Below are 13,503 nucleotides of genomic sequence, written 5' to 3' on the forward strand. Positions count from 1 at the left end.
CGCTTTTTGTACGTTATGATGCTTCTCCATTTCAGGGAGAACGCTAATGAAACCACAGGTTTACCACGTCGATGCCTTTACCTCGGTCCCTTTTCGCGGCAATTCAGCAGGTGTGGTTTTACATGCTGATGGACTGAGTGACGCGCAGATGCAGCTCATCGCTCGCGAGCTGCGTCATTCAGAAACCGCATTTCTGCTGACCAGTGACGACAGCGATGTTCGCATCCGCTATTTCACCCCGACGGTCGAAGTTCCTATCTGTGGGCATGCTACCGTCGCCGCGCATTATGTGCGGGCCAAGGTGCTGGGTCTGGGCAACTGCACGGCCTGGCAAACCTCGCTGGCCGGACGTCATCGGGTGGATATTGACGCTACCGGGAACGACTATCGCATTAGCCTTGAGCAAGGTGAACCGGGTTTTGAACCTCCGCTGGAGGGCGCTGTTCGTACTGCGATTCTCGATGCGCTGCACCTGAGCGAAGACGATATGCTGGCAGGCTTACCCATTCAGGTTGCCACGACCGGACATTCGAAAGTGATGATTCCACTGAAACCCGAGGTGGACCTTGACGCCCTTTCCCCTGATTTACCGGCTTTGACCGCCATCAGCCAGCAAATTGGCTGTAACGGCTTTTTCCCTTTTCAAATCCGCGAGGGCGAAAATGCCACTGATGGCCGCATGTTTTCACCTGCTATTGGTATTGTGGAAGACCCGGTTACCGGCAATGCCAACGGTCCAATGGGCGCGTGGCTGGTCCACCATGGGCTGATGGCGCATGATGGGAAAACGTTACGTGTTCAGGGGCATCAGGGCCGTGCGCTCGGGCGCGACGGGATTGTTGATGTGACGGTGACTATCCGTGAAAACCAGCCGGAAAAAGTCACCATTACCGGTTCGGCGGTGATCCTGTTTCACGCAGAATGGGCGATAGATTTTTAATTGTTCCCGAAGGCCGGATAAGGCGATGACGCTGCATCCGGCATGACTTCCGATGCCCCTATTTCCCCGCCTCAGGATGCGTATCAAACGCCGCCATGACCGTCGCCAGCTCATCTTCGGTAAATCCATGCTTCACGTCATCCACACCCAGTCCAAATCGTTCTTGCAACAACGCATACAAACTGGCGACGTCAGGCAAATTAATCTGCTCTACCGCATGTCCATCCTGATAATGGGTAAAGTGAAAATTGGTTAACGTTAATTTCCCGCCGTCGGGCAGATGACGGCACATCAGCAGATGATGGCGAAAATGTGATTGCGGCCAGTGTGCGGACCAGAAGTTGCCCATCAGATAATCGCTCTGATGCTGCACGACCAGATCGAAACGATACATTGACTGCCAGTGTTCGTGATGACGGAACTGGAGGATCCAATCTTCACCTTCCTGAATCAGCCGATATTCGCCGTGTGGCGTCTTCTGCTCAGTGTTGGCCTGCAGACGAATTGGTGCTGTCAGCGTTTGCCCGCCAAAGCCAACGTCGGCGATCCACTGTTCACCCTGTAATTCAATCAGCAACAAACGATGCGTGCGCGGCGGCAGACTTGACGGATTTGCCAGTACCACGCGACCGAGAAGGCTACGTACGTTAAAACCGATTTCGCGTAACGCGCGCTCAAACACGCCATTCTGTTCAAAGCAATAACCGCCACGACGCGCCGTTACCAGCTTCTCTTCCAGCGACAAATCGTCAAGCTGCATCTCTCTTGGCAATAATACGTCCAGGTTTTCAAAGGGAATTGCGCTGTTGTGCAGTAGATGTAGCGCTTGCAAGGTTTCAAGGTTGACGTTGGCCGAACCTGACCAGCCAATACGGGCAAAATAAGCGGTTAAAAAAGGCGTCATACGGAGTTCCTGTTCGATTAATGCAGTACTTATAACGTATTTTTCGTTTTACGCTGTCGATTTTGTGCGTTGTTAATTCCTGTGAGGCGACAAAATCGCTAATACCGTTAATATCTATGTTTATTGTGGTGTGTTATCTCTCAGCCAAGGAGCATCCATGAGCCATTTTCGTCCGATCGAATTAAAACATGCCAGCCGGCTACTCAATCATGGCCCAACGATATTGATAACCAGCCGGGATGAGCATACCGAGCGGCGAAATGTGATGGCTGCGGCATGGTCAATGCCCGTGGAATTTGAGCCGCCGCGGGTAGCAATTGTTGTTGATAAGACCGCCTGGTCGCGGGATCTCATTGAACGTAGCGGTAAATTCGGCATCGTTATTCCGGGTATCGCCGCCGTCAACTGGACCTGGGCCGTAGGCAGCGTTTCCGGTCGCGTGGAAGATAAATTCAACTGTTACGGCATTCCCGTGGTGCAAGGACCCGTGCTAGGTTTACCGCTGATAGAAGCGAAATGTCTGGCCTGGATGGAGTGTCGCCTGTTGCCAGCCACGGCGGCACAGGAAAAATATGACACTCTGTTTGGGGAAGTGGTCTCCGCTGCCGCTGATGAGCGAGCCTTCGTGGAAGGACGCTGGCAGTTTGATGATGGCAAGCTCAATACTCTGCATCACCTTGGGGCCGGAACGTTTATCTCCAGCGGGAAACGTATTATCGCAGGTGAATGATAGTATGCTAACGGATGGCAGTTCTGCTCTGTCATCCGCAACTGTTTTCTTAAAACCTCTGAAAAACCAGTTAGATAAATTACTCTGCCTTCCTTGCCTAATCATTCATGTGAATTATAGTTAATCTTGCACTAACTCAAATACCTAATCAAAACGCTATCCGTCAAAGCAGCATCCCCAACTGTACTTTTGAAGTGTCAGAGAGGTTTTACGATGCAACTTAATAGAATCGCACAAAGTTTTATACTTGCTGGGTTACTCACATCGTTTTCTGTTCCCCTTATGGCCGCTGAAGCCCCCAAAGACGCTACAGCCGCCACGCAACAAGCCAACAACGCGCTTTACAATCAACTGCCCTTCTCCGATAACACCGACTTTACCGACGCCCACAAAGGCTTTATCGCCCCACTCCCGCAGGACGTGATCAAGGGCGAGCAGGGAAATGTTATCTGGAATCCGCAGCAGTACGCGTTCATCAAAGAAGGCGATAAAGCCCCGGATACGGTAAACCCGAGCCTGTGGCGTCAATCTCAGTTGATCAACATCAGCGGGCTGTTTGAAGTAACGGATGGCGTTTACCAGATTCGTAACCTCGATCTGTCAAACATGACCATTATTGAAGGTAAAGAAGGCATCACCGTTGTTGACCCGCTGGTCTCGGCAGAAACGGCCAAAGTCGGGATGGATCTTTACTTTAAAAACCGCGGTAAAAAACCGGTTGTTGCAGTGATTTATACCCACAGCCACGTTGACCATTACGGCGGCGTACGCGGCGTTGTCGATGAAGCCGACGTTAAAGCGGGCAAAGTGAAAGTTTATGCGCCAGCCGGCTTTATGGAAGCCGCGGTCGCTGAGAATATCATGGCCGGTAACGTCATGAGCCGCCGCGCGAGCTACATGTACGGCAACCTACTCAAACCTGATGCCAAAGGCCAGGTCGGCGCGGGACTGGGAACCACGACCTCCGCGGGAACCGTTACCCTGATTGCGCCAACAAATATCATTGAGAAAGATGGACAAAAAGAGGTCATCGATGGCCTGACCTATGACTTCATGCTGGCCCCGGGTTCCGAAGCACCGTCGGAAATGCTGTGGTACATCGAAGAGAAGAAACTGATTGAATCCGCAGAAGATGTTACCCACACCCTGCACAACACCTACTCCCTGCGCGGAGCCAAAATTCGTGAGCCGCTGCCGTGGTCCAAATACATCAACGAAGCGATTGTGCGCTGGGGTGATAAAGCCGAAGTGCTGATGGCGCAGCACCACTGGCCAACCTGGGGTAATGACAAGGTGGTCAGCCTGCTGAAAAGTCAGCGCGATCTGTATCGTTACATCAACGACCAGACGCTACGCATGGCTAACGAAGGTCTGACCCGCGATGAAATCGCTGCCAACTTTAAGCTGCCGGACTCACTGGCACATACCTGGGCTAACCGCGGTTACTATGGCTCCGTGAGCCATGACGTAAAAGCGACCTATGTGCTCTATCTCGGCTGGTTTGACGGCAACCCGGCAACGCTGGATGAGCTGCCGCCGGAAGAGTCTGCGAAGAAATTTGTCGACTACATGGGTGGTGCGGACGCCATTTTGCAGAAAGCAAAAGCCGACTATGACCAGGGCAACTACCGCTGGGTGGCACAGGTGGTAAGCAAAGTGGTGTTTGCCGATCCGAATAACCAGGCAGCACGTAATCTGGAAGCAGATGCGCTTGAGCAACTGGGTTATCAGGCTGAATCCGGCCCGTGGCGTAACTTCTACCTGACAGGCGCGCAAGAGCTGCGTAACGGCGTGGTCAAAGGCCCAACCCCGAATACCGCCAGCCCGGATACTGTTCGTGCTATGACGCCGGAAATGTTCTTCGATTATCTGGCAGTGCATATTAATGGACAAAAAGCGGGTGATGCGAAGTCAGTGTTTAACATCGATCTTGGTAGTGATGGCGGTAAATATAAGCTTGAGCTGGAGAATGGCGTCCTGAACCATACCGCCAATGCCGAAGCGAAAGATGCCGATGCTACGATCACGCTTAATCGCGATACGCTGAACAAAATCATCCTCAAGGAAGTGACGCTGAAACAGGCACAAGACAGCGGTGACGTGAAGATAACCGGTGACGGCGCCAAGCTTGATGCCATGCTCGGCTATATGGATAAATTCGAATTCTGGTTCAACATCGTTACGCCATAAGCACAACGAAAACGGGCGGAAATCCGCCCGTTTTTTCTTACATACTGTAGCCAGGTTTTTTAATTAATCTCGCCATCTGCGGCGCAATTTCCGTATCCCACACGGCCTGCCACGCCTCTGGCTCAATTTCATTGAGCGCCACGCTGACTGAACTGTCTTTGCTTTGCAAATGACGAATAATAACCTCGGTAATATCCGCCGCCAGGGCGGTTTTCTGTTCGTCGGTAAGAGAGCGAGGAAAACATTTAATATCAACGTGCGGCATAGCAGATTCCTTATTGTTTTGGATTGCAGGTAACTTATGCGGACTCTCGTTCAACCAGATGAAAACCGACATCAATAATATCGTCTTCACGCGGAATTTGTTCGATACGATCGGCAAGCAGTGAGGCAGCACGTTGCCCGATGGCTCGTCTGTCGACGCTGACGGTGGTGATGGCTGGCCGATTGCTGGCAGCAAAATCGAGATCGCCAAAACCGATTACCGCTAACTCTTGCGGCACGCGTATACCGCGACTCTCGGCCTCCATGATCGCCCCCTGAGCTAACGTATCTGAGCTACAGACAATGACATCAAACTTGCGATCCGCCAATAGCTGCGCCAATCCAGTGCGTCCCAATGCCAGAGAGGCCGGAAGTGGGACGTCCACCTGTGCGTCAGCCGCAATACCATGACGACTCAACGCATCGCACAGTCCTTGTTTACGCTGGCCTGCCCGGCGATCGGCAGTCCATAACAACCCCGGACGTCGATAGCCTTTATTCAGCAGATAGTCTGCCACCGCTTGCCCGACCTTTTCATGCGAAAAACCGACCAGCATATCGATGGGTGTTGGGGTTAAATCCCAGATTTCCACGACCGGGATGGCCGCATTAAGAATCACTTTTTTCAGCTCAGCGGTATGATGAATACCGGTGAGTACTACACCATCCGGACGACGAGAAAGCAGCGTCGCCACCAGCTCCGCCTCTGTTTGCGGCGTATAACCCGACACGCAGAGCAAAATGTGGTATCCGCGTTCTGCCAGTTCATCACTTAATGACTGGATGGTATCGACAAACATATTGTTGTTAATTTGCGGAATAACCACGGCGATAAGCTTGCTGCGACGCGACGCCAGTCCCCCAGCCAGTGCGTTGGGAATATAGCCGGTGGCGCGCACCGCCTGCATCACTTTTTCAACCGTTTTCGGGCGCACCAGCTGCGGGGTATTCAACGCCCTGCTCACCGTCATGGGTGACAATCCCGCGGTACGGGCAACATCTTCCAGCGTGGGAGCGCGCGGTGGTTTGGGATTTTTCACTGTCGATGCCCTTGTCAAAAATCGCTGATTTATCCTGGCATTATTCATCATGATTTTGGCTATTGCCAGCGTTGCTCAGTGATAACGCAGGGAAAACAGCAGCTTAGTTAATTATCGCCACTCAAAATGATAGCGCAATCACAATGATTTGTGCATTTCTCCATAAAGTACTGGAATGTGACGTCGTTTATAATTTACCACCCTTCTCTCTCTGAATTTGTGAGCAATTGTTCAAATCGCAGTCAATTCGCTGGCGCAGTGATTGCGCTAACATTAAAAATGATAGCGCAATCATTTGTTATCACCAGGAGAGAACAATATGTCTTTAAGTGCCAATTCCGATGCCGTGACCTATGCCAAATCGGCTAACGCTAAAACCGCAGCAGAAACCGGTGACCGTATTGAATGGGTAAAACTGTCTCTGGCTTTCCTTCCTCTGGCAACACCCGTGAGCGATGCCAAAGTGCTCACCGGTCGCCAGAAACCGCTAACTGAAGTCGCCATAATCATCGCCGAGATCCGCAGCCGCGACGGGTTTGAAGGCGTGGGATTTAGTTACTCCAAGCGGGCTGGCGGCCAGGGAATATATGCGCATGCCAAAGAAATTGCCGATAACCTGTTAGGCGAAGATCCAAACGACATTGACAAGATCTACACCAAACTGCTGTGGGCTGGCGCTTCCGTGGGGCGCAGCGGCATGGCGGTACAAGCCATCTCCCCTATCGATATCGCATTATGGGATATGAAAGCCAAGCGTGCAGGATTGCCGCTGGCAAAACTGCTTGGCGCGCATCGGGACTCCGTGCAGTGCTACAACACCTCCGGCGGATTCCTGCATACGCCGCTGGATCAGGTGCTAAAAAACGTGGTTATTTCCCGTGAAAACGGCATTGGTGGTATCAAACTCAAGGTTGGTCAGCCAAACTGCGCTGAGGATATTCGCCGCTTGACCGCGGTGCGTGAAGCGCTGGGGGATGACTTCCCGCTAATGGTCGATGCCAATCAGCAGTGGGATCGGGAAACCGCCATCCGTATGGGACGTAAAATGGAGCAGTTCAATCTAATCTGGATTGAAGAGCCGCTGGACGCCTACGATGTTGAAGGCCACGCCCAACTGGCCGCCGCGCTTGATACCCCGATTGCCACCGGTGAAATGCTGACCAGCTTCCGCGAACATGAACAGCTGATCCTCGGCAATGCCAGCGATTTTGTGCAGCCCGATGCACCGCGTGTGGGAGGGATTTCACCGTTCCTGAAAATTATGGACCTGGCGGCTAAACATGGTCGCAAGTTGGCTCCACACTTCGCTATGGAAGTTCACCTGCATCTGTCCGCCGCTTATCCGCTTGAGCCATGGCTGGAGCATTTTGAATGGCTGAACCCGTTATTTAACGAACAACTTGAGCTGCGCGATGGCCGGATGTGGGTTTCCGATCGTCACGGTCTGGGCTTCAGCATCAGCGAGCAGGCGCGCCGCTGGACGCAATTAACCTGCGAGTTTGGCAAACGTCCTTAATTAATTTGGCGGGTAAGCAATACCCGCCATCCTCCCCTACAAAAACGCTCTCAACCTTATGAAAGGAGTGGGTGATGAACACAATAATAAAGCGTACAAAAGTGCGTTACGGCATTCTGATATTTCTGTTTCTTGCGACCGTATTTAATTACGCTGATCGCGCGACGTTATCCGTCGTGGCGCCGATTATGAGCAAAGAATTAGGTTTTGATCCTGAAGCAATGGGGCTGGCCTTTTCTGCCTTCGGTATTTCTTATGTCATTATGCAACTACCCGGCGGCTGGCTGCTGGATCGCTATGGCTCGCGTCTGGTATACGGCTGCGCACTGATTGGCTGGTCGCTGGTGACTATGTTTCAGGGCACCATTTATCTGTACGCCAGCCCGCTTGTCGTATTGATTATCTTACGATTACTGATGGGTGCGATTGAAGCTCCGGCCTTTCCGGCCAATAGCCGATTAAGCGTGCAGTGGTTTCCTAATAACGAACGGGGCTTTGTTACCTCTGTCTATCAGGCCGCGCAATATATCTCGTTAGGGATTATTACACCGCTAATGACGATTATTTTGCATAATCTCAGTTGGCACTTTGTGTTTTATTACATTGGGGCAATAGGCGTTATTCTTGGCATCTTCTGGTTGGTCAAAGTAAGAGACCCTATGCATCATCCAAAGGTGAACCAGCAGGAAATTGACTATATTCGGGAAGGCGGTGGTGAACCGTCGCTGGGTAATAAAAAAGAACCACAGAAGATTACCTTTGCGCAAATTAAAAGCGTCTGCGTCAACCGCATGATGATTGGCGTATATATCGGACAGTTCTGCGTGACATCCATTACCTGGTTCTTCCTGACCTGGTTCCCTACTTATCTGTATCAGGCGAAAGGCATGTCGATCCTCAAAGTGGGGTTTGTCGCCAGTATCCCTGCCATTGCCGGTTTTATCGGTGGATTATTAGGCGGTGTTTTCTCCGACTGGCTTTTAAAGCGCGGCTACAGCCTGACGATTGCCCGTAAGCTGCCGGTTATCTGCGGAATGCTGCTTTCCTGCGTCATCGTTATCGCCAACTACACCTCGTCAGAATTTGTGGTGATCGCGGCGATGAGTCTGGCGTTTTTCGCCAAAGGTTTTGGCAATCTGGGATGGTGCGTACTTAGCGATACCTCGCCAAAAGAAGTGCTCGGTATTGCAGGTGGCGTTTTCAATATGTGCGGCAATATGGCCAGTATCATCACGCCACTGGTGATCGGCATCATTCTGGCGAATACCCAGTCTTTTGATTACGCCATTCTGTACGTCGGTTCGATGGGGCTGATTGGCCTGATTTCTTATCTGTTTATCGTGGGTCCATTGGATCGTATTACGCTGACCCCTTCTGTCGCGTAATTTAAAACTTATGGCGATAGTTCGCCCGCTGTTCCGGGATTTGCACTCCTGCGGAACAGCGTTTTTTACTCAAATAATCTTATTGCTTTTCAGTACGGTACGCAGCCTCGGATGCTGACAAACCGCATCGGCGATGGCGCTAATATTCGGCGTGTTGTCCTGAAACCAGTCATGCCCTGGTCCCCAGGTGCGCATAACGGCAATGTAAATGTCCAGCAGTGTTAGCTGATCCCCAAATGCGTACGGCTCGGCGCTTAGCTGGTTGTTCAGCCACATATAGAGGGATTTACGGTACTCAATGCAGCTCTTTTTCAACTGCGCCGGGGCGTCCGGTACCCATCGGTCAGGATAATCGGCATAGGTAAACGTGGGATAGACATTTGCCACCAACCATATCAGCAGACGCTGAAACTGCTGGCGTTCGGCGTGTCCAACGGGTGGTGAAAGTTCGGGGCGACGATCGAGGATCATCAGCGCGATCGCCGCCGTTTCCGTCATTACGCTGCCATTTTCCAGTACCAGCGTGGGCACCTGGCATAGCGGATTCATTGTTTTAAGCAACTCCCGCGAAGGACCATCGCTGTCAAAACCTTCCACATCAATAAAGCTGTAAGGGATCTCCGCCAGTGTGAGCATCACTTCACTGATGGCCGATCCCCAGCCCGGTACCCCATAGACCTTAATCATGCTGCAACCCCCAACGTTAAAACCCTGAGTGTAGAGCAGCATTCGGCAACCTATGCAGACATGATTATTACTTTCATAATAACAATGGTCGAATACCGGGAGAGAATAAGCAATGCGTTCCAGTATGTTTGAATACATGAACATTTTTGTACAGGTTGTTGAGCAAGGTGGATTTGCCAGAGCCGCAGATGTGTTACACCTGCACCGCCCTGCGGTGACCAAAGCTATCCAACATCTTGAAGACGATCTGGGGGCAAAGTTGCTTAACCGCACGACTCGTAAAGTGAGTCTGACAGAAGAAGGTGATGCCTTTTACCAACGCACAAAAATACTGCTCAGTGACGTTGATGACATCATGGCTTCTTTTTCACCTGCCCGCCCGCCGCGCGGAAAACTCAGGGTTAATGCCCCTCTGTCGCTGGCGCACTCCGTATTAGTTCCTGCGCTGAAAGATTTCCAGTCGCGATATCCTGACATCGAGATGGTACTCACCTCCACCGACCGTAGAATCGATATGCTTGCCGAAGGCATCGACTGCATGATCCGTATTGGCGAGCTACAAGATTCGACCTTGATCTCCAGGCGGCTTGGTGAGGTCAAAATGGTGACCTGTGCTTCACCGGATTATCTGCAAAAACAGGGGGTGCCGCAGGTACCAGAGGATTTATCCCGACACCAGGCGCTTAACTTTTTTAGCGAGCGTCATCGCGAGGCGCTGGAATGGACCTTCGTCAACAGAGGTAAAACCGAATCGTTCACCCCCGCAGGGCGGATAAGCGTTGATAACTCCGATATTCTGTTGACCGGCTGCTTATCTGGACTCGGCATTATACGTGGCGTTCATGCTGTCCTTGCGCCCTATCTTCAGTCAGGCCAGCTTGTTGAGGTGCTGGCCGATTATACCGGAGAATCAAAACCAGTTTCGGTGCTTTACCCGGACAGACGTCATCTCGCCCCTCGGGTTCGGGTATTCATTGACTGGTTATGCGAACTTTTTAGCCAACAAAAACCGCGACTTCAGGGATTATTACAAAATAAGTAATAGTGAAGTTCCGCAACAACGGTTTTTCACTCTCATCTGAGTCGTTAAATTGTGCAGACCCAATACAGAACAATTTACTGAGGTCTGCTATGTCTAAGGTCGTAGTTTTTAATCAAATTGGTGGCGCTGAAGTCCTGAAGATTCAGGAGATGCAGGTTCCCGCGCCTGATGCAAATGAGGTTCAGATCCGCGTGCGGGCTATTGGTATCAACCGTGCGGAAGTTATGTACCGCACCGGACAGTATATTTACCAACCTAATTTCCCGGCGCAACTGGGTTATGAAGCTGCCGGAGTCATTGAATCAGTGGGAGACAACGTACGTGAGTTTGCACCTGGCGATTACGTTAGCGTCATCCCGGCATTCAGCTTTCATCAATATGGAATGTATGGTGAAGTCGTTAATGCCCCCGCTCACGCGGTCGTAAAGCATCCACAAAACCTGAGCTTTACCGAGGCTGCTGCCAGCTGGATGATGTATGTGACCGCTTTCGGTGCGCTGGTTGAATATGCGGATATTAAGCCCGGTGATAACGTGCTGATCAATGCTGCTTCCAGCAGCGTCGGACTGGCGGCAATTCAGATTGCTAACATGCGGGGAGCAAAACCGATTGCGATGACACGGACCAGTGAGAAACGTGATCAGCTGCTGCAACTGGGCGCGGCAGAGGTTATTGCAAGCCAGGAGCAGGATCTGGTGGCCGAGATTCAGCGGATTACTGAGGGTAAAGGAACCCGCGTGGTGTTCGATCCGGTCGGTGGCCCAGCGGTGGCAAAAATTGCCCAAGTGATGCCAGCCGGTGGGCTCTTTTTCCAGTATGGTTCGCTTGATTCACGTGACCTTTCTATCCCGGTCATTGAGATACTCGGTCGCCATCTGACCTTCCGCGGCTATGAAATTTTCGAAATCACCACGGACGCAGAAAAACTTGCGCGGGCGAAACGGTTTATCTTTGAAGGATTGCAGTCTGGCCAGCTCAAACCGCTGATTGATAAAACCTTTGCCTTTGATGATATCGTCGAAGCACATCAATACATGGAAGCCAACGGCCAGGTAGGCAAAATCGTCGTCACTCTGTAACCTCTGTGCGGCACAGCCTTGTGCCGCAATGTGTCTCAAAGCACTTTCGACAAAAACTGCTGAGTGCGCGTGTGGCGTGGATGATTCAGCACCTGCTCGCTGCTGCCCTGCTCGATGATTTTGCCATCGACCATAAACACCACCTGATCCGCCACTTCCCGGGCGAAGCCAATCTCATGCGTTACCACAACCAGCGTGGTTCCCGACTTCGCCAGCGCTTTAATGACATCCAGTACTTCACCGACCAGTTCAGGATCCAGTGCAGATGTAGGCTCATCAAACAGCATGACGCGCGGATTTAACGCCAGCGCACGGGCAATAGCGATACGCTGCTGCTGACCTCCGGATAAGTGACGCGACCAGGCATCGGCTTTATTCCGTAACCCTACCGCATCAAGCAGAGTTAATGCCCGCTCGGTGGCGGTTTTACGCGTTGCCAGTCCGTGCGCAATGGGCGCTTCAATCAGATTCTCCAGAACCGTTAAGTGCGGGAACAGATTAAAGTTTTGGAACACATAGCCGACGTTAACACGCTGGCGCAAAATTTCCGCCTCTTTCAGCTCATATAGCTTATCTCCCTGCCGACGATAGCCAATGTAATCGCCATCGATTTGAATAAACCCCTCATCGACGCGTTCCAGATGGTTGATGGTCCGCAAGAGTGTGGATTTCCCAGAACCGGACGGGCCAAGAATAACCGTTACCGTACCGGGAGGGATCTCCAGCGACACATTATCCAGCGCTTTGTGGCGACCAAAGTATTTGCTAACGCCGGTAATAGAAATATGGCCTTCAGGCGAGCGGGACATGGACGGCCTCCTGCTGTGGACGTTGACGACTGCGTTTTTCTGCACGACTCACCCGGGCTGTGTTGATCGCTGAACGTCGTTCGCTGCGTGCCAACGCACGTTCAACCAGGTGCTGAATTAACGACAGGACGCTGGTGATCACCAGATACCATACCGCACCCACCATCAGCAGCGGGATCACTTCCTGCGTGCGGTTATATATCATCTGGATGGTGTAGAACAGCTCCGGCATTGCCAGCACATATACCATCGCCGTCCCTTTCGCCAGGCTGATGATTTCATTGAATCCAGCAGGCAAAATGGTGCGCAGCGCCTGCGGCAGAATAATCCGCAGCGTACGTCGCCCTGCTGGTAAGCCCAGTGCTGCCGCTGCCTCGTACTGACCGTGATCGACCCCTAAAAATCCACCCCGAATAATTTCAGCGGTATAGGCGCTTTGCACCAGCGTCAGGCCAACCACCGCAGTGGAAAACTGACCGAGTACATTGATGGTCTCAAAACTTCCCCACTGAATGGGAGTGAACGGAATACCAATCGTCAACGTGTCGTACAGATAGGAGAAGTTGTACAAAACGATCAGCACCACAATCAGCGGTAACGAACGAAACAGCCAGATGTACCCCCATGCCAGACCGTTCAACAGCCAGGAAGATGAAAGCCGCGCCAACGCCAGCAGACCGCCGATGACAATACTCAACAGCGTCCCGATCAGCGTCAGTAACAGCGTTTGCCCGAGGCCGGACAAGATAACCGGATCAAAGAACCAGCGGGCAAACACGCTCCATTCCCAGCGCGGATTAAACGCCACGGACTGGAGAATTACCGCAAGGGCAAATAAGGCAATGACCGCGCCTACGGTACGCATGGGATAACGTGCCGGTACGACTCTAATGCTATCTGTCGTTTTCATTTTCTCT

Annotated in this window: 13 protein-coding genes; 7 read left to right on the forward strand and 6 right to left on the reverse strand. The window is 51.9% G+C overall.

Annotated elements, in window-relative coordinates; translation table 11 throughout:
• Positions 1–46: 46 nt before the first annotated feature.
• Positions 47–940 carry a PhzF family isomerase gene (locus BZK40_RS01935; RefSeq protein ID WP_079934053.1) on the forward strand — a complete coding sequence of 298 codons (894 nt, stop codon included), beginning with the start codon at positions 47–49 and terminating at the stop codon, positions 938–940.
• A gap of 58 nt (positions 941–998) precedes the next feature.
• Here BZK40_RS01935 and nhoA read toward each other — a convergent pair whose 3' ends face one another.
• Positions 999–1,844: an N-hydroxyarylamine O-acetyltransferase gene (gene nhoA / locus BZK40_RS01940; RefSeq protein WP_057068215.1), complete on the reverse strand. Its 846-nt coding sequence runs from the start codon at positions 1,842–1,844 to the stop codon at positions 999–1,001.
• Between the two features lie 157 nt (positions 1,845–2,001).
• On the opposite strand from nhoA, the gene BZK40_RS01945 reads away from it, so the two are divergent.
• Together BZK40_RS01945 and BZK40_RS01950 are read left to right on the forward strand one after the other, a co-directional pair.
• The gene (locus BZK40_RS01945) at positions 2,002–2,574 is read left to right on the forward strand and encodes a flavin reductase family protein (protein ID WP_003833054.1); all 573 of its coding nucleotides are present in this window, start codon (positions 2,002–2,004) and stop codon (positions 2,572–2,574) included.
• A 213-nt stretch (positions 2,575–2,787) separates the two neighbouring features.
• Positions 2,788–4,764, forward strand: coding sequence for an alkyl/aryl-sulfatase (locus BZK40_RS01950; RefSeq protein WP_057068212.1), 1,977 nt, complete (start codon positions 2,788–2,790; stop codon positions 4,762–4,764).
• A gap of 37 nt (positions 4,765–4,801) precedes the next feature.
• Here BZK40_RS01950 and pptA read toward each other — a convergent pair whose 3' ends face one another.
• The gene (pptA, locus tag BZK40_RS01955) at positions 4,802–5,029 is read right to left on the reverse strand and encodes a tautomerase PptA (RefSeq protein ID WP_079934054.1); all 228 of its coding nucleotides are present in this window, start codon (positions 5,027–5,029) and stop codon (positions 4,802–4,804) included.
• A gap of 34 nt (positions 5,030–5,063) precedes the next feature.
• Positions 5,064–6,068, reverse strand: a complete 1,005-nt coding sequence (locus BZK40_RS01960; protein ID WP_172111133.1) for a LacI family DNA-binding transcriptional regulator — start codon at positions 6,066–6,068, stop codon at positions 5,064–5,066.
• Between the two features lie 319 nt (positions 6,069–6,387).
• On the opposite strand from BZK40_RS01960, the gene BZK40_RS01965 reads away from it, so the two are divergent.
• A complete protein-coding gene (locus tag BZK40_RS01965) occupies positions 6,388–7,584 on the forward strand; it encodes an L-talarate/galactarate dehydratase (protein ID WP_032943493.1) in 1,197 nt (398 codons plus the stop codon).
• Between the two features lie 74 nt (positions 7,585–7,658).
• Positions 7,659–8,969, forward strand: coding sequence for an MFS transporter (locus tag BZK40_RS01970; RefSeq protein ID WP_008784815.1), 1,311 nt, complete (start codon positions 7,659–7,661; stop codon positions 8,967–8,969).
• A gap of 69 nt (positions 8,970–9,038) precedes the next feature.
• Here BZK40_RS01970 and BZK40_RS01975 read toward each other — a convergent pair whose 3' ends face one another.
• Positions 9,039–9,656: a glutathione S-transferase family protein gene (locus tag BZK40_RS01975; RefSeq protein WP_079934116.1), complete on the reverse strand. Its 618-nt coding sequence runs from the start codon at positions 9,654–9,656 to the stop codon at positions 9,039–9,041.
• A gap of 112 nt (positions 9,657–9,768) precedes the next feature.
• Between BZK40_RS01975 and BZK40_RS01980 the strand changes: the two genes are divergently transcribed.
• The gene (locus BZK40_RS01980) at positions 9,769–10,698 is read left to right on the forward strand and encodes a LysR family transcriptional regulator (RefSeq protein ID WP_020996394.1); all 930 of its coding nucleotides are present in this window, start codon (positions 9,769–9,771) and stop codon (positions 10,696–10,698) included.
• 89 nt (positions 10,699–10,787) lie between these two features.
• Positions 10,788–11,777, forward strand: a complete 990-nt coding sequence (locus tag BZK40_RS01985) for a zinc-dependent alcohol dehydrogenase family protein (protein ID WP_079934056.1) — start codon at positions 10,788–10,790, stop codon at positions 11,775–11,777.
• Between the two features lie 35 nt (positions 11,778–11,812).
• On the opposite strand, the gene BZK40_RS01990 is transcribed toward BZK40_RS01985, so the two are convergent.
• Positions 11,813–12,586 carry an amino acid ABC transporter ATP-binding protein gene (locus BZK40_RS01990; RefSeq protein WP_008784819.1) on the reverse strand — a complete coding sequence of 258 codons (774 nt, stop codon included), beginning with the start codon at positions 12,584–12,586 and terminating at the stop codon, positions 11,813–11,815.
• Entirely contained in the window at positions 12,570–13,496 is a 927-nt protein-coding gene (locus BZK40_RS01995; RefSeq protein ID WP_008784820.1) for an amino acid ABC transporter permease, read from the reverse strand. The genes BZK40_RS01990 and BZK40_RS01995 overlap by 17 nt, the downstream gene beginning before the upstream one ends.
• Between the last annotated feature and the right edge of the window lie 7 nt (positions 13,497–13,503).

Source organism: Citrobacter portucalensis (assembly GCF_002042885.1).
Lineage (GTDB): Bacteria > Pseudomonadota > Gammaproteobacteria > Enterobacterales > Enterobacteriaceae > Citrobacter > Citrobacter portucalensis.

What these genes read in the sequence shown, in the direction of transcription:
- BZK40_RS01935 (WP_079934053.1), top strand. Translation starts at nt 47, where the DNA reads ATGAAACCACAGGTTTACCACGTCGATGCCTTTACCTCGGTCCCTTTT.
- nhoA (WP_057068215.1), bottom strand. Translation starts at nt 1,844, where the DNA reads ATGACGCCTTTTTTAACCGCTTATTTTGCCCGTATTGGCTGGTCAGGT.
- BZK40_RS01945 (WP_003833054.1), top strand. Translation starts at nt 2,002, where the DNA reads ATGAGCCATTTTCGTCCGATCGAATTAAAACATGCCAGCCGGCTACTC.
- BZK40_RS01950 (WP_057068212.1), top strand. Translation starts at nt 2,788, where the DNA reads ATGCAACTTAATAGAATCGCACAAAGTTTTATACTTGCTGGGTTACTC.
- pptA (WP_079934054.1), bottom strand. Translation starts at nt 5,029, where the DNA reads ATGCCGCACGTTGATATTAAATGTTTTCCTCGCTCTCTTACCGACGAA.
- BZK40_RS01965 (WP_032943493.1), top strand. Translation starts at nt 6,388, where the DNA reads ATGTCTTTAAGTGCCAATTCCGATGCCGTGACCTATGCCAAATCGGCT.
- BZK40_RS01970 (WP_008784815.1), top strand. Translation starts at nt 7,659, where the DNA reads ATGAACACAATAATAAAGCGTACAAAAGTGCGTTACGGCATTCTGATA.
- BZK40_RS01975 (WP_079934116.1), bottom strand. Translation starts at nt 9,656, where the DNA reads ATGATTAAGGTCTATGGGGTACCGGGCTGGGGATCGGCCATCAGTGAA.
- BZK40_RS01980 (WP_020996394.1), top strand. Translation starts at nt 9,769, where the DNA reads ATGCGTTCCAGTATGTTTGAATACATGAACATTTTTGTACAGGTTGTT.
- BZK40_RS01985 (WP_079934056.1), top strand. Translation starts at nt 10,788, where the DNA reads ATGTCTAAGGTCGTAGTTTTTAATCAAATTGGTGGCGCTGAAGTCCTG.
- BZK40_RS01990 (WP_008784819.1), bottom strand. Translation starts at nt 12,586, where the DNA reads ATGTCCCGCTCGCCTGAAGGCCATATTTCTATTACCGGCGTTAGCAAA.
- BZK40_RS01995 (WP_008784820.1), bottom strand. Translation starts at nt 13,496, where the DNA reads ATGAAAACGACAGATAGCATTAGAGTCGTACCGGCACGTTATCCCATG.